Genomic DNA, 17,882 nt, shown 5'->3' with positions numbered 1-17,882 from the left:
TCGCGCCTGAGCGACGGCGATCGCCCGGTGCCCCGGCTCCCGGGCGGCCCGGCGGGGAACCCCCCACCGGCGCTGCCCCGGACACGGGCACCGCGCGGATCGCCGTCGACCTCCTCGGCGGGGACCATGCTCCCGCCGTCGTGGTTGACGGCGCTCTGCGCGCCTGTCAGGCCGACTCGGCCCTTCAGCTCCTCCTCGTCGGCCCTCCAGACGCGGCCGATGCGGTGACGGCTGCCCTGCCACCGGCCGATCGCGCCCGGGTGCGCACCCTCATCCCGGGCGACCGCCCCGACCTGGCCCGCCTGCGCGGCTCCGGCACCGCTCCAGGTGCCACCGAGCCCGGCGGTGGGGACACCGGAGCGGAACACGGCCGACCGGGTCCCAGCGCACCCACCGAGAGCTGGGTCGAGTCCGGCGTGCGCGCCGCAGTGCTGGCGGTCGCGCAGGGCCAGGCCGACGCGATCGTCTCGGCAGGCAACACCGGCGCCACGGTCACCTCCGCGGCCCTCGGCCTGGGCCGCTGGCCGGGGGTACGCCGACCCGCCCTGGCCGCCGTCCTGCCCACGGTCGCGGGGCGGCTGGTGCTGCTCGACGTGGGCGCCTCGGTCGACCCGGACGAGCAGACCCTCGGCATGCATGCCCAGCTCGGCGCCGCGTACGCGGCCACGGTGCACGGCGCGGAGCGGCCCCGGGTCGGGCTGCTCACCATCGGCACCGAACGCGGCAAGGGTGACCGGCTGCGCCGCGAGGCCCCCGCCGTGCTGGCCGGGCTGAGCCTGCCCGCCGGGGCCCACTACGTCGGGCTGCTCGAGGGCAACGACGTGGTGCACGGCGCGGGCGCCGACGTCGTGGTGACGGACGGCTTCACCGGAAACATCCTGCTCAAGGGGCTGGAAACCGCATACGCGCTGGCCGGCCCGCCCCCCACCGCGTCGGTCGCCACCGACCCGCCGCCTCGGGCGGCGGTCCTGCTCGGAGTCGCGGGCACGGTCGTGGTGTGCCACGGCGCCGCCGACCCCGACGATCTGGCCGCGGGCATCGCCCTCGCGGCCACCCTGCACCGCCGGGCCGCCGTGGCGGCCATCGCCGGAATGATCCCGCTCAGCGAGGTGGCACATGACAAATGAGAAGCGTCGCCGGCCGTCGACCGCGCCCCTGGAGGAGGCGTTCGGGGTGACCCTCGACCCTGACCTGCTGGGACGTGCCCTGACCCACCGCTCGTACGCGTACGAGAACGGCGGCCTGCCCACCAACGAGCGCCTGGAGTTCCTGGGCGACTCCGTGCTCGGCGTGGTGATCACCTCGGCGCTGTTCCACAACCACCCCGACCTGCCCGAGGGGCAGCTCGCCAAGCTGCGCGCCAGCGTGGTCAACATGCACGCGCTCGCCGACGTCGCCCGTTCGCTGGGCCCGCAGGGCCTCGGCCCGCACCTGCTGCTCGGCAAGGGCGAGGAGACCACCGGCGGCCGGGACAAGGCCAGCATCCTGGCCGACACGCTCGAGGCGCTGCTCGGCGCGATCTACCTGGAGCACGGGCTGGACGCCGCCGCGGAGGTGATCCACCGGCTGTTCGACCCGCTGATGGCGGAGTCGGCCGGGCGGGGCGCGGCGCTGGATTGGAAGACCAGCCTGCAGGAGCTGACGGCCGCCCTCGGGCTGGGTGTGCCGGACTACCTCATCGACGACTCCGGCCCGGACCACGCCAAGACGTTCACCGCCTGGGTCGTGGTGGCGGGGGAGCGCTACGGCGGCTCCGACGGGCGCAGCAAGAAGCAGGCCGAGCAGCGGGCGGCCGCCGCAGCGTGGCGCACGCTGACCGAGCGGGCCGAGGCGCAGACCCCACCGCCCGCGGTGGCGGGCGGCGGCCACGTGGACCCGGCCCGCGCGGAGGCCGACGGGAACGGTGACGCCAAGGCCGCCCGCCTCGAGGCGACCAATGCCGCGACGACAGCTCGGGCCGATGGTGTCCAGACCGCCGCCCGGGGCGGTGGGGACGGTGCCCAGACGGCTGCCCGGGCCGATGCGGCTCAGGCCGCCACGGACGGTCACCCGAAGCGGGCCGCGGCCGGGGACGGCACGCAACCGTGAGCCTCGCGGCCGACGAGACGACCGGCGGGACCGTGGCGCCCAGCGGCACCACCGCCCCGGAACCGGCCACGGGCCTGTGGGCGCAGGCGGGCCGGTGGCGCGGCGTCGGTGTCGCGGTCGGCATCCTCGCGCTGACCCGGCTCGGCCAGCTGGTCATGTTGTTGTGGCTCGGCGCGTTCGCCGACGACCGGGTCGGCCTGCGCGGTCGCCTGCTGGTCTGGGACGCCGGCTGGTTCCTGCGGGTCGCGGTGCGCGGCTACCCGCACGGCTACACGTACGGCGACGCCGGCCAGCTCGAGGGCAACGAGCTGGCCTTCTTCCCGCTGTACCCGATGCTCATCCGGGGCCTGTCCGCACTCGGGCTCGAACCACCCACCGCGGCCATCGCGGTGAGCTGGGCCGCGTCGGTCGGCGCGGCGATCGCGCTGCACCTGCTCGGCACCAGCCTGTACGGCCGCCGCGCGGGCTGGGCACTGGTCGCGATCTGCTGCTCCGCCCCGGTGTCCGTCGTGTTGTCCATGGCGTACTCCGAAAGTCTGTTCCTGGCGCTGGTGGCGGGGATGCTGGTGGCCGCGCACCGCCGGGTGTGGTGGGTGGCCGGCCTGCTGGGGCTCGGCGCCGCGCTGACCCGGCCGACCGGCGTCGCGGCGGCCCTGGCGCTCGCGGTGGCGGCACTGCTGGAGGTGCGCCGCCCGGACGCGCGGCGGCGGTGGATGCCGGTGACGGCTGCCGTGGTGGCCCTGGCCGGGGTGCCCGCGTATCTCGGCTGGGTGGGTCTGCGGGTGGGCGACGCCACCGCGTGGTTCCGGATCCAGACCGCCGGCTGGGGCACCTCGTTCGACTATGGCGAGAGCACGGTTGCGTTCGTCGGCCGGACATTGAGCAGCGGCGACGGCTGGGTCCCGGTGAGCGTGGCGCTGCTGCTGCTGGTGGCGCTGGCTGCGGCCGGGATCTCGCTGGCCGGTCGCCCCTGGCTGCCGCTGGCCGTGTACGGGTTCGTGGCGATGGTTCTCGTCTACGGCCAGGCGGGGTTCTACCACTCCAAACCGCGGCTGCTGCTGCCCGTACTCTTGACGCTGCTGCCCGCGGTGATCGCGGCGGCCCGCGCCCGGCCCCGGGTCGCGGTGCTGGCGATCACCGCCTGGGCCGCCTTCGGGCTGTGGTACGGCGCCTACCTGGTCGTCGTCTGGCCCTACACCCTCTAGCCCGGAAGGGGCGCACGTGCCGGAGCTGCCCGAGGTCGAGACCGTCCGGCAGGGACTCGACACCTGGGTGACCGGCCGGACCATCGCCGCCGTCGAGGTGCACCATCCCCGCGCGATCCGCCGCCACCTGCCCGGGGACGCCCACTTCGCCGCGGTGCTGACCGGCCGGACGGTCACCGGGGTGGCGCGGCGCGGCAAGTACCTGTGGCTGCCGCTGGACTCCGGTGACGCGATCGTCGGCCACCTGGGCATGAGCGGCCAGCTGCTGCTGCAGCCCGCCGACGCTCCGGACGAGACCCACCTGCGGGTCCGGTTCACGTTCACCGACGGCGGCCCGCAGCTGCGCTTCGTCGACCAGCGCACGTTCGGCGGGCTGTCGGTGTCCGAGGGCGGTGCGGTGCTGCCCGCCGAGATCGCGCACATCGCCCGCGACCCGCTGGACCCGGCGTTCTCCGATGAGGACTTCGTGGCGGCACTGCGGCGCAAGCGCACCGAGGTCAAACGTGCGCTGCTGGACCAGACCCTGATCTCGGGGGTGGGCAACATCTACGCCGACGAGGCGTTGTGGCGCGCCCGGTTGCACGGCGCCCGGGCCACGGACGCGCTGACCCGCCCGGCCGCCCGCCGGCTGCTCGGCCACGTCCGGGACGTGCTGCGTGAGGCGATCGTGGCGGGCGGCACCAGCTTCGACGCGCTGTACGTCAACGTCAACGGCGAGAGCGGCTACTTCGACCGCTCGCTCGACGCGTACGGGCGGGAGGGTTTGCCGTGCCACCGCTGCGGCACGGCGATCCGCCGGGAGCAGTTCATGAACCGCTCGTCGTACAGCTGTCCGCGCTGTCAGCCTCGTCCTCGGCAGACTCCGCGCTGACCGGCGGGCTGGCGTCCGTGGCCAGCCCGAACCCGGCCCCCCGGCGACCCATGAGCCGCCGCGCCGCGGTGAGCAGCTGCGGCGGCACCCCGTGCACGAGGTGGCCGTCGCCCTGCCGGGCCCCGTCCCCGGCCCACCCCTGGTACGCCGTCCACGACCCGTCGAAGGTGCAGATGCGTACGCCCAGGTCACGATAGAGCGGGTGGGTGGGCACGCCCGGGTTGAGCACGACCCGGTGCAGGCCGCGCCGGGCGGCCAGCCGGATGGTCAGCGCGACCGGGCCGACCCCGCCCGGCCCGGCCGGGGCCCGGTCCAGGAACAGCCCCTCGACCCCGTCGCCGCGCCAGGCGTCCACCGCGGCCAGCACGTCGGCCAGCGAACGGCTGCCCCAGTCCAGGTCGATGCGACCCAGCACCTGGTGGAAGGAGCCACGTTCGCCCGGTCGTTCCTGCACCACCCAGGTGTCGGCGTCCAGTTCCAGCTCGGGCGACGGGTGCGCGTACGCGGGAAAGAGGGTCTTCACGGCATTCTCCGGTTCTCGGCGGCGGTCCGGATGGCGGTCCGGGGGCTGGGGTTGGTGCTGGTTACCGCTGTTCCCGGGCCAGCCAGCGCAGGGTGGCGGGCCGGGCGGTGCGCGGGGCTGGCACCGCGAGGGCCAGTTCGTAGACGGGGGCGGGTGGCGGCGCGGCGAGGTCGGTGTAGAGCGCGTCGTAGGCGCGGACCACCCGGTCGGTGGTGAAGCAGGCCAGCGCGCGGCGCCGGGCGGCGTCCCCCAGCGCGCGGCGCCGCGCCGGGTCGCGCAGCAGCGCGACACACGCGTCGGCCAGTGCCGCCGGGTCGTCCGCGGGCACGAGGACGCCCGCGTCGCCGAGCGTCTCGGCGACCGGTCCGAGGTCGACACCGACCACGGCGCGGCCGGACATCATGGCCTCGATCAGGTGGGACGGCGGGTCGGCCGGGCCGGGCAGGTGCACGACGACGTGTCCGGCCGCGTACCGGTCGCGGTGGTCGGCGGGCAGGGGATGCAGGCGTACGGCGCGGCCGAGCCCGCTGCGTTCGATCCGTTCGGCGCAGTGGTCCTCGTGTGCGCCGGTCACCCCGACCAGGTGCAGCACCGTGCCGGGCACCGCGGCCACCACCGCGGCGTACCCGTCGAGCAGCGGGCCGATCCCGCTGTCCGGCCCGCCGGTCCCGGCCCAGACCAGCGCCGGTTCGGTGTCCGGCTCTGGGGCGGCCGGGAAGTCGGTGGGGTCCACCCCCGCCGGGACGGGCACGAGCCGGGTGGGGGTGGCCCCGTGCCGCAACGCCCACCCGTGGTGGTACGCGCTCAGCGGCGCGATCAGCCCGGCCTCGGCGTACCCGGTGCGGGCGACGGCCTCGCGGAACCGGCGCAGCACGGTGCGGACCGTGGGGGAGAAGCGTTCCTCGGTGGGCCGCAGCCGTCCCATCACCGCGCGCGCCTCGGTGAGCAGCAGCGGGGTGCCGGTGCGCCAGCGCGCGGCGAGCGCGGCCAGCAGCGGGGTGGTGCCGCCGACGCAGTGCACGAGGTCGACCGCGGGTGCGACCACGCCGAGCGGGCGGGCGGCGTGCCGCAGCAGTGTCGCGGCGGTACGGGCGTCGCGCAGCCCGAGGCGGGGCAGCGGGAGCCGGTCCGTGCCGGGCGGTCCGGAACGTTCGGCGCGCCACGCGTCGAGTAGTGCCTCGGCCAGGGCCACCCCGCCGAGCGGGTCGTCGGCGGGGCCCTCGGGGTCGGCGTCGACGTGGCGCACGAGGCGGCGCAGCCCGTCGGCGAACAGGGCGTCGGCGTGGCCGGGTTCCCCCATCAGGCCGCGGCAGAGCAGCACGGCGGCGACGCCGTCGCCATCGCCGCGGCGGGGCTCTCCCCGGCCGAGGACCACGGCGCGGGCGGAGACCACGTTGCCGGGCAGCGGGTATGCGGGTGCTCCGGGTGGCTCCCGGTCGGTGATCGTCAGCAGGTCGAACGTGCGCCGACTCAGGCCCTCGACGAGGCCACGGCACCATCCGCCGAGCGCGTCGCGCCGGTACGGGTACCCGCCCCCGGTGAGCAGACAGATGCGCATGCCCGGCTCAGCACCGTGGGCGCGACGGGGGCGATATCACGAAGGACAGAACGACACAGCGCCGAAAAGTAACGGGAGTTTGTCGCTAAGACGACCAGATTGCGGACTGTTTGTGCGTTTTTGGGGGGATTCATCCTAGGAATGACCGCCCTGTCCGGTACTTTTTCGCCCGCCGACCCCTCTTGCCGGGTGCCCCGCCACTGGCACCCGGCGCCAGGGGTGGCGACGGCGGGGGCGCCGGATCATGTCCGGCCGTCGGGGCTCGTCGCCGCGAAAGTGCGAAGATCGAAATCGATCGACCCCGGTGACGGTATGCAATCGGGGCGGCGGGCAGCAAACCGCCTAAGAAAGGTTTTAAGTCCCGCTAATGGGTGGCGGGGGTGGCGTGATTCACTCTGTTCGTGTGCGGTGCCACGCAGGCCATGGCTTGACGCAGCGTGGGGATCGGCGGACTATAGGACCTGTCGCCAGTCGCGCCCGCTTGTGCCCAGTTGCGTACTGGGCGTGAGGGATCTGCACCTTACAGCAAGTTCCAATGAGGTGCAGGATACTGCGCTCACGCGTGCCCGTGGGTGTAGGTGCGTTTATCGCTGGGCGCGCGTATGGCCGGCTTTCCGGCAGCGCATTGAATAGAGACGCAGCGTCTCACTAGGAGTCCAACATGGCGAAGGCCCTCTACGGCCACGTAGGTGCGGCGCCCGACCGGCGCCTGCTCGACGAGGTCACCCGACTGCGTTCCAGGGTGCAGGCTCTGGAGTTCGAGATCACCCGCCTGCGGGCGGAGAATGACCGGCTCGCCGCGGCAGCTGCCGAGGCGGACGACATTCTGCGGCTGACGGAGCCGGCGCTGACCTGAGCTTCATCCCGGGCGCCGTGATCCGGCGCTTCACATCCCCTCGCACGACAAACGCATATCGCAGCAGCGCGCCTCCACCCCGTGGCGGCGCGCATTCTTTTTCTGGCGTCCGCCCACCGCATACGGTCACCCGCTCACGCGGCGTCCGTTCGGTGTGATGCCCGGCCCGTCACAGTTCATGCCTGCGATCCCTGCGGTTTCCCGCCCGGCCTTCGGGCGCTGAGCGCGGCGAATGCGTACCCACCTGGGACGGCGGGTACCCTGCAGCGGAGCAGCCTGCACCGCCGACCCTCGGAGACCCGTGCACCTCAAGAGCCTGACGGTGAAGGGCTTCAAGTCCTTCGCCTCCGCGACGACGTTGCGGCTGGAGCCGGGCATCACCTGCGTGGTGGGCCCCAACGGCTCCGGCAAGTCCAACGTCGTCGACGCCATCGCCTGGGTCCTCGGCGAGCAGGGCGCCAAGGCGCTGCGCGGCGGCAAGATGGAGGACGTCATCTTCGCCGGTACGGCGGGCCGCGCCCCGCTCGGCCGGGCCGAGGTGACCCTCACGATCGACAACGGCGACGGTGCCCTGCCCATCGACTACACCGAGGTGTCGATCACCCGCCGGATGTTCCGCTCCGGCGAGAGCGAGTACGAGATCAACGGCAGCCAGTGCCGCCTGCTCGACATTCAGGAGCTGCTCAGCGACTCCGGCATCGGCCGGGAGATGCACATCATCGTCGGCCAGGGGCGCCTCGACGCGATGCTGCACGCCAAGCCGGAGGACCGCCGCGCCTTCATCGAGGAGGCCGCCGGGGTCCTCAAGCATCGCAAGCGCAAAGAGAAGGCCCTGCGCAAGCTCGACGCGATGCAGACGAACCTGAACCGGCTCACCGACCTCACCGCCGAGCTGCGCCGCCAGCTCAAGCCGCTGGGCCGGCAGGCCGAGGTGGCCCGGCGCGCGGCCGGCATCCAGTCCGACCTGCGCGACGCCCGGCTGCGGCTGCTGGCCGACGACCTGCACACGCTGCGGACCACCCTGGACAAGGAGATCGCGGACGAGTCGGCGATGCGCGATCGCCGCCAGCAGGTCGAGGACGAGAACCACGAGGTGCAGCGCTGGCTGGCCGACCTGGAGGCCGCGCACGCGGAGGACGCCCCGCTGCTGGCCGCCGCCCAGGACACCTGGTACAAGTTGTCCGCCCTGCAGGAGCGGTTCCGTTCCACCGAGCAGCTGGCCACCGAGCGGATGCGCCACCTGAGCGCCACCGCCGACGAGGAACGGCCCGGGCGTGACCCGGAGCAGCTGGTCGCCGAGTCGGAGCGGGTCCGCGAGCAGGAGCAGGAGCTGCGCGACGCGCTGACCGAGGACCAGATGCGGCTGGCCGAGGCGATCGAGCACCGCCAGGAGCTGGAGCGGCAGCTGCACGCCGCCGAGGGCGCCCTGCGAACCGCGGCCAAGGCCATCGCGGACCGGCGCGAGGGGCTGGCCAAGCTCACCGGCCAGGTCAACGCGGCCCGGGCCCGGACCGAGGGCGCGGCCGAGGAGATCGAACGCCTCGCCGCCGCGCACACCGACGCCTTCGGCCGGGCGCAGGCCGCCCAGGCGGAGGTCGACGCGGTCGCGGCCGAGTCCACCGAGGCGGACCGGGACAACGCCGACCTCGACGCCCGGCACGCCGAGGCGGTCGCGGCGCACGACCGGGCCGCCGCGGTCGCCAAGGAGCTGTCCGACGCCGAGCGCGCCGCCGAGAAGGACGCCGCCAGCTGGAAGGCACGGGAGGAGGCGCTCGCCCTCGGCCTGCAGCGCAAGGACGGCGCCGGGGCACTGCTCGGCAAGGCCGCCGAGGTGCCCGGCCTGCTCGGCAGCCTGGCGTCCATGCTGACGGTCGCCCCCGGACACGAGGCGGCGCTGGCGGCCGCGCTGGGCGGGCTCGCGGACGCGGTCGCCCTCACCGGGATCGACGAGGCCGTCGAGGCCATGCGTACGCTCAAGATCGCCGACGCGGGCCGCGCCGCGCTCGTGGTCGCCGGGCCCGCCGCGCCCGGCATGCAGGGGTCCCTGGACGCGCTGCGGCCCGCGCTGCCGGACGGCGCCGTGTGGGCCCCCGACGTGATCGGCTGCCCCGACGCCATCCGTCCCGCACTGCACCGGGCGCTGCGCGACGTCGTCCTCGTGCCCGACCTCGCGGCCGCCACGGCGCTGGTCGCCGCGAACGCCGAGTTCCGCGCGGTCACCCCCGACGGCGACGTGCTCGGCGCGTACGCCGCAGCCGGTGGCTCCGGCAAGCAGACCAGCTATCTGGAGGTGCAGGCCGCGGTCGACGAGGCCAAGGCCAGCCGGGAGACCGCCGAGCAGGCCATCGGGGAGCTGCGCGAACGCCTCGCCGAGGCGCGCGCCGAAGTCGCGGAGCACAAGCAGGCGGTCGATGTCGCGGCCGCCGCCAAACGCGCCGCCGAGGGGGAACGCAACGCCGCCGCCCGCCGCCTCGCCGAGTTGGGCGCCGCCGCCCGCTCCGCGCAGGCCGAGACGGAACGGCTCGGCGCCGCCCGGAGCAAGGCCGAGGCCGCCCGCGACGTCGACCTGACCCGCCTCGCGGAGCTGGAGGAGCGCCTGCACCTGGCCGAGGCCACCCCGATCGACGAGGAACCCTCCACGGAGGAACGCGACCAGCTCGCCGCGCTGGTGCCCCAGGCCCGGCAGAACGAGATGGAGGTACGCCTGGCCGTGCGTACCGCCGAGGAGCGGGTCGCCTCCATCGCGGGCCGCGCCGACTCGCTGCTGCGCCAGGCCAACGCCGAACGCCAGGCCCGGGAACGCGCCGCCGCCCGCCGCGCCGCCCGCGCCCGCGGCGCGCAGATCGCCCACGCGGTCGCCCTCGGCGCCGCCCAGGCCCTGCACCGCGTAGCGGTCTCGCTGGCCGCCGCGGTGGAGACCCGCGACGAGCTGGCCCGCGCCCGCACCGCCCGCGAGGCCGAGTTGCAGGAGGTACGCGCCACCGCGAAGCGCCTGCTGGCCGAGCTGGAACGGCTCACCAACGAGGTGCACCGCGACGAGGTCGCCCGCGCCGAGCAGCGGCTGCGCATCGAGCAGCTGGAGGCGAAGGCCGCCGAGGACTTCTCCCTCGACGTCGACACCCTGATCGGCGAGTACGGCCCCGACCAGTGGGTGCCGCCCACCCAGGCCGAGGTGACCGCCGCCGAGGTGGCCGGGGAGCCGGAGCCCGCCCCGGTGCCGTACCACCGGCCCACCCAGGAGAAGCGCGCCAACAAGGCCGAACGCGATCTGGCCCTGCTCGGCAAGGTGAACCCGCTGGCCCTGGAGGAGTTCGCGGCACTGGAGGAACGCTTCAAGTTCCTCTCCGACCAGCTCGAAGACCTCAAGGAGACCCGCAAGGACCTGCTCACGGTCGTCAAGGACGTCGACGACCGGATCCTGGAGGTGTTCACCTCGGCGTTCGAGGACACCGCCCGGGAGTTCCAGACGGTGTTCCAGGTGCTGTTCCCCGGCGGCGAGGGGCGCCTCGTGCTCACCGACCCGGAGGACATGCTCGCCACCGGCGTCGAGGTCGAGGCCCGCCCGCCCGGCAAGAAGATCAAGCGGCTGTCGCTGCTGTCCGGCGGCGAGCGCTCGCTGACCGCAGTGGCCATGCTCTGCGCCATCTTCCGCGCCCGGCCCAGCCCGTTCTACATCATGGACGAGGTCGAGGCCGCGCTCGACGACGTCAACCTGGGCCGCCTCATCACCCTTTTCCACCAGCTGCGGGAGAAGAGCCAGCTGCTCATCATCACCCACCAGAAGCGCACCATGGAGGTCGCCGACGCACTGTACGGCGTCACCATGCGCGCCGGGGTGACCCAGGTGATCAGCCAGCGGCTCAACCACCCGGTGGAGGACTGACCCGCTCTCGGTAGGCTGACGATCATGCGCCGCCAACCCGCCAAGGCCCTGCTCATCGACCTCGACGGCGTGCTGCGCCGCTGGGACCCGGCCGTGCCGGCCGCGGTGGAGCAGAAGTACGGCCTGGCCACCGGCGCGCTGATGGAGACGGCGTTCACCTGGGACCTGCTGCGCCCCGCGGTGGCCGGGGAGCTGACCGACGCGCAGTGGATGAGCGCGGTGGCCGACCGGCTGCCGCTGCCCGCCGGGGACGCCAGCGCCGCGGTCACCGAATGGCAGACGCACCGGGGCGAGGTCGACGCCGAGGTGCTCGCGTTCGTCCGTGAAGCCCGCGCCGCCGGGCGGCCGGTGGGCATCGCCACCAACGCCACCGACCGGCTCCCCGGGGACCTGGCCGCGCTCGGCCTCACCGGCGAGGTGGACCTGGTCGTCAGCTCGTGGGAGCTGCGCATCCACAAACCTGCCCCGGAGTTCTTCGCCCACGCGGCCGCCGCGCTCGGCCTCGAACCGCAGTGGATCCTGTTCGTCGACGACGACGACCGGGTCGTGCGGGGCGCCCGGGCGGCGAAGCTGCTGGCATACCGGTGGTCCGGGCCGGACGGGCTGCCGTACCTGCGCGGGGCCCTCGGACTTCCGTAGCGCACGCAACCGGCATGCCCGCTCAGGCGTCAAGAGGGCATGGCGGGAGAGAAGATCGTTTCTGATGCAACCGGGCCCCGGGCCCGGGCGTCACGTACTCGACGCCCGGTGAAGATCGCCGGGCGGACGGGTCAGCTCAGGAGAAGCGATCGATGCGGGATGCCGAAGAGTTCGACGCCTTCTACGCGGCGTCGTCCCGGCGGGTACTGGGTCAGGTGTACGCCATGACCGGCAACCGGGCCGAGGCCGAGGACGCCGTGGCGGAGGCGTACCTGAAGGCGTGGGACCGGTGGGCCACGGTCCGCGACTGCGACAGCCCCGAGGCCTGGGTGCGCCGCGTCGCCTCCCGCAACGCGGTCAGCGCGTGGCGCAAGGCCGTGAACCGGCTGCGCGCCCACCACCGCGACGCGGTCGGCGAGGAGATCGACGGGCTCAGCCCCGACCACGTCGCCCTGGTGCACGCGCTGCGCCAGATCCCCGCCGACCAGCGCCGGGTCATCGTCCTGCACCACCTCGTCGGGCTGAACGTCGCCGAGATCGCGCAGGAGGTCGGCGCGCCCACCGGCACGGTCAAGGCCCGGCTCGCCCGCGGCCGCCGCGCCATGGCCGAACACCTGAGCGACACCGACGGCCCCGACACGGGAAGGGTGAGCCACGATGCCTGAGCACGACCTCGACCGCGGCCTCGCCGCGCTCGCCCGGCACGCCGGGCACACCGGGCGGCTGTCCCCGGCCGCCGACCTGCGAGCCCGGGCCGACCGCCGCCGCAAGCGCCGGTACGCCGCCACCGGAGCCCTCGGCGCCGTCGCCGCGGTGGCGCTCGGGGTCGGCATCGCCGCCGCCCAGCCCGACGGTGCGGGCCCCGCCCCGGCCCCGCCCGCTGGCTCGGCCTCCCCGCCCGTCTCGCGCGGGGCGTCCCCGGCCCCCTCGGGTGCGACGTCCCCTACCTCGCCCACCTCCACGCCGCCGACCTCGCGCCAGCCGTCCAAGCAGGACCCCGCGGTTCTGTCGGGCAAGCGGCAGGTGTTCCTGTTCGTGCTGCACAAGGGGGAAGAGGTGCCCGAGTCTGTGGTCGCCGTGACCGCGTCCGGGCGCGTCGGGATCACCGCCGACTACGGAGACCGCGCCCTTTTCGTTCCCGTGCCCATCGCCCCCGGCAGCTCCGACCACCTGATCAAGACCGGGAAGCTCACCGCCGGTGGCGAGCCGTACTGCCTGCGGGTGCGCAACAACGGCAGCAATCCGCTCACCGTGGTCACGGCCGCATGCGACGTCCGCGACGCCGCCCAGCGCTTCGTCTTCGACGAGCGCGGCCGGGACAACCAGCAGCGGATGACGTACGGGGTCCGCAACGGCGACGCGTACCTGCAATGGAACCCGACCGGCACGTCCGGGCTGATCGCCGAGGAACTCGGCGATGGGCCCCTCGACACCACGTTCGTCCTCATCGACCGGGGCGCCGCCACCCTCCCGTTCTGAAATCCCCTCCACACCTCTCGACGAAGGAGAGTTCCTCATGCGTGCGTATCTTCGGGCCGCCGCCCTCGGCGCGATGGCCGCGACCCTGATGCTCGGTTCGGCGGCCTGCGCCGCGAACCGGGGCGGACCGGCGGCGGCCGGCGGACTCGGCTCCCCGGCCGGTGGCCCCGGAACCGCCAGCACCCCCGCCGGGGGTTCCCCGGCTGCCAGCACCCCGGTCTCTCCCGGGCCCGTCACCTCCACCGCGGCGTCGCCACCCGCCACCACGGCACGTTCGTCCGCACCGGCCAGGTCCACGGCCCCGGCGGGCGCCGGGGTCTTCTCCGGGCGCCGGCAGGTGTACCTCGTGCCGGTGGGCAGCGAGGGGATCGTGGTCGTGGACGCCTCCGGCCGGATCGGGTTGACCGATGGTTCCGGCGACCGGGCGTTGTTCGTGCCCACCCCCATCGGCGCGGACCGGTACCTGATCCAGACGGCGAAGATCCGAGTCGGCGGGGAGGCGTCGTGCGTCGCGGTGCGCGGCAACGGTGACGGTCCGGCGCCGGTGGTGACCGCCGCCTGTGACGCGTCCGCGCCCGGGCAGCAGTTCCGGTTCCGGCGCACCGGCGATGCGGACGGCAAGCCCGCGTACACCGTCTACACCGGCGCGAACACCTTCCTGGTCCGCGACGAGCAGGGCGAGCTGCTGCCGGGCGGCACCGGCGTGGCCGCCGTACGGATCGGCGAGGGTACGCCGGACATCGACACGCCGTTTCTGCTCCCCGACCGTGGTCCCGCGAGCCTGCCCGCACTGGACTGAGGCCGGCTCGGGTGCTCCGGTCGCCGGTCGCGTTGTCGACGGGCGGCAGGCGTTAGGGTCCAGCCATGATCGCCGAACCGGTCCCGAGCTCCCGAACCGAGCAGGGTTGCGACATTCCGCTGCTGGTGTGGCGTTTGCCGGAGCCCGCGCTCGCGGTCTCCTCGGCGGTGGTGGGTGGCGGGATCGGACCGTGCCGGTGGGTCGTCAACGCGACCGTGCCGATGTCGTACGACCGGGACGACCCGGACGTGCACCTGCGCGAGATCGCTGCGGGGCTGGGCCTGACCGGACCCGGTGTGGGGCTGCTGACCGGCGTCGACGTCGCCGACGTGGTGGCCGTGGACGACGGTGAGGTACGACTGTGGGCAACGGTCGGCCTCAGCGCCCCCGTCCAGGCCGCGGCCACTACGGCCGAGCCGGAGCCGCACGCCGGGACGGTCAACCTCGTGGCGTGGGTGCCGCAGCAGCTCACCGGTGGTGCCCTGGTCAACGCGGTCGCCACCATCACGGAGGCCAAGACGCAGGCGATCCGCGAGCTGGGCCTGGCCGCCACCGGGACGGCGACCGACGCGGTCGCCGTCCTCTGCCCGCCGACCGGTCCGGCGGCGAGCTACGCGGGCCCCCGCGCGCCGTGGGGCCGACGGCTGGCAGATGCGGCGTTCCGGGCGGTCCTCGACGGTGGCGCGGCCAACCTGGCCGGGCCTCCGTCGTGGTCCGACCGGCAGGATCGCCGGACGGGGCGACCCGGCAACGGATGAAGCAGCTCCGCCCACGCGGCGCCTCGGCTCAGTCGCCGGTCGCGCCGTCGATGCGCTCGCGGAGCAGGTCGGCGTGGCCGTTGTGCCGGGCGTACTCCTCGATCATGTGCAGGTAGACCCAGCGCAGGCTGACGGCGGGCTGGCGGGGCGTGGCGAATTCGTGATCCAGGGGAAGCTCGGACACGGCCGCGCGTGCCAGCGTGATCTCGGCGAGGAAGGCGGCGTGGTCCGCTGCGGCGTCCGCGTTGGCGACGTCGTCGAAGTCGCCGTCGACGTTGTCCGGGGCGCAGTAGGCGGCCTGGACGTTCTGCCCGGCGGCGCGGCGGCGGAACCAGATGCGTTCCACCTCGGTCATGTGCCGGATCAGCCCGAGCAGGGTCAGGTTGGACGGTTCGACGGCGGCGGTCTTGAGCTGGTCGGCGGTGAGCCCGGCGGCCTTGGAGAGCAGGGTCTGGCGGTGCCAGTCGAGCCAGCCTTCGAGCATGGGGCGCTCGTCGCCGGTGAAGGGTTCGGAGTTGCGCTGCGCTTGCGGCGCGGTCCAGGAGGTCATTCAGACATCCTGGACCGCGCCTCGATCATGTACAGCCGGATTACGCGTCGTCGCGAGGGATGGTGATGATCTGGTCGGTGAGAATGGCCTCGGGCACGGCCTCCGGCTCAGCCGTGAAGCACAACGTCTCGTGATGCTGTGCGGCCCAGATGGCGTGCGCCCGCGCGAGATCACCACGGACGAGCGGCACGTTTGCCGCCACTCCAGCGGCGTGTGTCTGGTCCAGTGGCAGCACGACCGTGGCGCCCAGGGTCGTCACGTACTTCAACAGGTCCTTGGCTGTCTTGTCGTGTGCCACGCGGGCGAGAGCTTCGACCAGGGCGGCCGAGGGAATGCCAACCGCCGAGCCGTCATTCTCATCGGTCACCTGCTGAATGAGCTCGCCGACGTGGACATGCCCGCGGGCGTAGGACTCCAGCGCGGAGCGATCCAGGATGGCTCCGATCGCTCGGGGACGGTCCGGGCGCTTCATCAGATTTCCTCCGAGCGCCCGGCCTGGATCAAGGCGCTTCGACGCCGGACCTCGGCGCGTTGCTCCTCGGTGAGGGGGCGAAGTACGGAGCGGGCCCAGGCTCGGCCCTCCGGTGTGGACCGGAAGCCGACGGCCTCCAGCGCCTTCCGGGTCTCCTCGGCACGCTCCATCCGGGCGCGTACCGCGTTGGTCACGATGTCGGTCGCGTGGGGGTGACTGTCGAGGTATTCGGCTACGTCGTCGGGAAGACTCACAGTGATCCGCCTCGTCATGCTCGAATCATACCGGTGGGATTGGCACAGGTGTACCAATGCATGGTTACACCAACGAGTGAACGATGGGGCCCCTGTCGTTCTGTAGGGACAATACTACGAACGGACTGACGACGTCTAGTCGCTAGTCAAGCTGACTTGCGCCACGTCGACGAGCTCGCCGCCCTTGGTCGTACCCTCGATGACCACGGTCGCCCGCTCGCCCTCGTGCCGCAGGGTGGCGACCGCGTTGCCGAAGTACGGCCCGCTCACCCGCGCCCACCGCAGCGCCGGACGGGGCACCCCGGCCGCCTTCGCCAGCCCACGCGCCAGCCGCGCCGCCGCCCGTGACCAGCTGACCCGCATCAGCGGGCGCAGCGGGGCGGGCACCTCGTTGTGGATCGGAGAGCAGGTCAGCTGGTGCACCGGCGTGCGCATCGCCGGGCCCAGCTCAGCCCGGGCGACGTACGAATGGTGCACGTCGCCGGAGAGCACGCTGATCGAGTCGGGGGCGGCGTACGCACCGCCCGCGCCCCTGCGGTGGCCGGGTGCCTGCGGTCCGCCCTCGCCGAGGCGGCGGAACAGCTCGGCGAGCGCGTCGAACGAGCGGCCGAACGCCGCCCAGTGCTCCAGGTCGAACACCCGGCGGACCCGTTCACCGACCGCCGCCCGGCGCCGGCCCCGGGAGTCCGCCACCTTCTCGCTCCACGCCTCGGCGTGGTGGATCGCGGGCGGCATGAGCCACGGCAGCGACGACCCGACGACGAGGTGGTCGTAGTCGCCGTGGGCCTGGTCGACGAACCAGCTCCACTCCTGCGCGGGCAGCATGGCCCGCCGTCCCGGTGTGAGCACCCGGCTGCACCGGTTGTCCAGCACCACCAGCCGGGTACGGCCGAGGTCCAGCGCGAAACTCCACCGGTACGCCCGCGGCACCTCGTCGCCGGTGTCCGGCACGCCGCCCGGCCCGGCGGGGCCGGGGGGCGAGGCGGCGCCGGGATCATCGACCGTGCGGCCGAAATCGCGCAGCAGCTCCGTGGCGTCCTCGGCGGCGGTCACGCGCGCGTACAGCGAGTCGGTGGCCAGCTCGTCCGGGCCGAGGTTGCCGAGGTGCTGATAGACCCAGTACGACGCGAGGCCCGCGGTGATCCGCTCGTGCCACCACGGCTGCGCGGACATGTCCCGCCGCCAGGCCGCCGACGTGTTCCAGTCGTCGATGACCTCGTGGTCGTCGAAGATCATGACGCTGGGCACGGTGGCCAGCAGCCAGCGCACTTCCGGATCCCGCCAGGACTCCAGGTAGAGCGCCGTGTACTCCTCGTACGCGACCACCTGGTCGGGCGGGCCCTCGTGACCGGCCGCCCGGCGGCGGCGCAGAACCCGGCGCACCCCTGCCGAGGTCTCGTCGGCGTAGACCTGGTCGCCGAGCAGCACCAGCAGGTCCGGGCGCGACTCCGGATCGGCCATCAGCCGGCGCGCGTACGCGTCCAGCGCGTCCGGTGGCAGTGCCCGGCGGGTGGCCTTCGGGGTGGCCTCGCGGCACGAGCCGAAGACCAGCTGCACGGGCTGGGCGCGGTCGTCGGCGGCCCGGGTGCGGATCACCGGCGGCGGGTACGGCGAATCCGCCTCGGGCCAGACCTGCCGGTCGTCCAGCAGCACCCGGTACGTGGTCGCGGTGTCCGGGGCAAGTCCCTCGACGACCACGAGCGCGTAATGGTGCCCGTACGCGGAGAAGGTGGGCGCGCAGCCGGCGGCGTCGCCGTCGGCCTCGACCCGCACGAGCGCGGGGCCGGACGTTTCCACCCAGACCGTCGCGCGCTCGCCGACGACGCGGCGCAGCAGTGGCCCGATGCGCAGCTGCGCGGTCACCGGCGGTTCGGGTGGTGCGGCATGGTGCCTCCGTCTGGACGAGGGTTCTCCATCCTCCACATCCGGGTCGCCGCCCGCCACATC

General features: G+C 73.9%; 16 protein-coding genes and 1 pseudogene. 11 read left to right on the top strand and 6 right to left on the bottom strand.

The features are described 5' to 3' along the window. Positions 1-98: 98 nt before the first annotated feature. The 4 genes and pseudogenes from ACMCNO_RS28685 to mutM all read left to right on the top strand — a co-directional run bounded on the left by ACMCNO_RS28685 (position 99) and on the right by mutM (position 4,164). Entirely contained in the window at positions 99-1,127 is a 1,029-nt protein-coding gene (locus ACMCNO_RS28685) for a phosphate acyltransferase PlsX (RefSeq protein ID WP_412753839.1), read from the top strand. Beyond that, positions 1,117-1,860: pseudogene (gene rnc, locus ACMCNO_RS28680) on the top strand (ribonuclease III); the annotation flags it as partial. The gene ACMCNO_RS28685 and the pseudogene rnc, both read left to right, overlap by 11 nt. Positions 1,861-2,084: 224 nt before the next feature. Beyond that, positions 2,085-3,293 carry a hypothetical protein gene (locus ACMCNO_RS28675; protein ID WP_412752557.1) on the top strand — a complete coding sequence of 403 codons (1,209 nt, stop codon included), beginning with the start codon at positions 2,085-2,087 and terminating at the stop codon, positions 3,291-3,293. Positions 3,294-3,309: 16 nt separating this feature from the next. Next, positions 3,310-4,164: a bifunctional DNA-formamidopyrimidine glycosylase/DNA-(apurinic or apyrimidinic site) lyase gene (gene mutM, locus ACMCNO_RS28670; protein WP_412752556.1), complete on the top strand. Its 855-nt coding sequence runs from the start codon at positions 3,310-3,312 to the stop codon at positions 4,162-4,164. Here the strand turns inward: mutM and ACMCNO_RS28665 are convergent. Beyond that, the gene (locus ACMCNO_RS28665) at positions 4,100-4,687 is read right to left on the bottom strand and encodes a Spherulin-4 (protein ID WP_412752555.1); all 588 of its coding nucleotides are present in this window, start codon (positions 4,685-4,687) and stop codon (positions 4,100-4,102) included. The two genes, mutM and ACMCNO_RS28665, sit on opposite strands and share 65 nt — an antisense overlap. Before the next feature lie 61 nt (positions 4,688-4,748). After that, a complete protein-coding gene (locus tag ACMCNO_RS28660) occupies positions 4,749-6,245 on the bottom strand; it encodes a DUF3492 domain-containing protein (RefSeq protein ID WP_412752554.1) in 1,497 nt (498 codons plus the stop codon). A 661-nt stretch (positions 6,246-6,906) separates the two neighbouring features. Here ACMCNO_RS28660 and ACMCNO_RS28655 point away from each other — a divergent pair. The 7 genes from ACMCNO_RS28655 (at position 6,907) to ACMCNO_RS28625 (ending at position 14,659) form a co-directional block, all read left to right on the top strand. Continuing rightward, a complete protein-coding gene (locus ACMCNO_RS28655) occupies positions 6,907-7,101 on the top strand; it encodes a hypothetical protein (RefSeq protein ID WP_412752553.1) in 195 nt (64 codons plus the stop codon). Positions 7,102-7,402: 301 nt separating this feature from the next. Continuing rightward, a complete protein-coding gene (gene smc / locus ACMCNO_RS28650) occupies positions 7,403-10,984 on the top strand; it encodes a chromosome segregation protein SMC (RefSeq protein ID WP_412752552.1) in 3,582 nt (1,193 codons plus the stop codon). A gap of 24 nt (positions 10,985-11,008) precedes the next feature. After that, a complete protein-coding gene (locus tag ACMCNO_RS28645) occupies positions 11,009-11,623 on the top strand; it encodes an HAD family hydrolase (protein WP_412752551.1) in 615 nt (204 codons plus the stop codon). A 152-nt stretch (positions 11,624-11,775) separates the two neighbouring features. Beyond that, the gene (locus ACMCNO_RS28640) at positions 11,776-12,288 is read left to right on the top strand and encodes a sigma-70 family RNA polymerase sigma factor (protein WP_412752550.1); all 513 of its coding nucleotides are present in this window, start codon (positions 11,776-11,778) and stop codon (positions 12,286-12,288) included. Continuing rightward, the gene (locus ACMCNO_RS28635; RefSeq protein WP_412752549.1) at positions 12,281-13,102 is read left to right on the top strand and encodes a hypothetical protein; all 822 of its coding nucleotides are present in this window, start codon (positions 12,281-12,283) and stop codon (positions 13,100-13,102) included. The genes ACMCNO_RS28640 and ACMCNO_RS28635 overlap by 8 nt, the downstream gene beginning before the upstream one ends. A 37-nt stretch (positions 13,103-13,139) precedes the next feature. Continuing rightward, complete coding sequence (locus ACMCNO_RS28630) at positions 13,140-13,901, top strand: hypothetical protein (RefSeq protein WP_412752548.1); 762 nt, start codon at positions 13,140-13,142, stop codon at positions 13,899-13,901. Positions 13,902-13,966: 65 nt separating this feature from the next. After that, positions 13,967-14,659 (top strand): adenosylcobinamide amidohydrolase, encoded by a 693-nt coding sequence (locus tag ACMCNO_RS28625; protein ID WP_412752547.1) that lies wholly within the window; start codon positions 13,967-13,969, stop codon positions 14,657-14,659. 28 nt (positions 14,660-14,687) lie between these two features. On the opposite strand, the gene ACMCNO_RS28620 is transcribed toward ACMCNO_RS28625, so the two are convergent. The 4 genes from ACMCNO_RS28620 to ACMCNO_RS28605 form a co-directional block, all read right to left on the bottom strand. Then, positions 14,688-15,209, bottom strand: a complete 522-nt coding sequence (locus tag ACMCNO_RS28620) for a DinB family protein (RefSeq protein ID WP_412752546.1) — start codon at positions 15,207-15,209, stop codon at positions 14,688-14,690. A gap of 40 nt (positions 15,210-15,249) precedes the next feature. Next, on the bottom strand, positions 15,250-15,681 hold the full coding sequence (locus ACMCNO_RS28615; RefSeq protein WP_412752545.1) for a hypothetical protein: 432 nt from the start codon (positions 15,679-15,681) through the stop codon (positions 15,250-15,252). Further along, positions 15,681-15,953 (bottom strand): hypothetical protein, encoded by a 273-nt coding sequence (locus ACMCNO_RS28610; protein WP_412752544.1) that lies wholly within the window; start codon positions 15,951-15,953, stop codon positions 15,681-15,683. The genes ACMCNO_RS28615 and ACMCNO_RS28610 overlap by 1 nt, the downstream gene beginning before the upstream one ends. Before the next feature lie 117 nt (positions 15,954-16,070). Beyond that, the gene (locus tag ACMCNO_RS28605; RefSeq protein ID WP_412752543.1) at positions 16,071-17,798 is read right to left on the bottom strand and encodes an alkaline phosphatase D family protein; all 1,728 of its coding nucleotides are present in this window, start codon (positions 17,796-17,798) and stop codon (positions 16,071-16,073) included. Positions 17,799-17,882: the final 84 nt, after the last annotated feature.

Source organism: Krasilnikovia sp. M28-CT-15, from assembly GCF_047159595.1.
GTDB lineage: Bacteria > Actinomycetota > Actinomycetes > Mycobacteriales > Micromonosporaceae > Actinoplanes.
The sequence above is the reverse complement of the archived record's forward strand: the minus strand, read 5'-3'. Positions and strand labels throughout refer to the sequence as shown.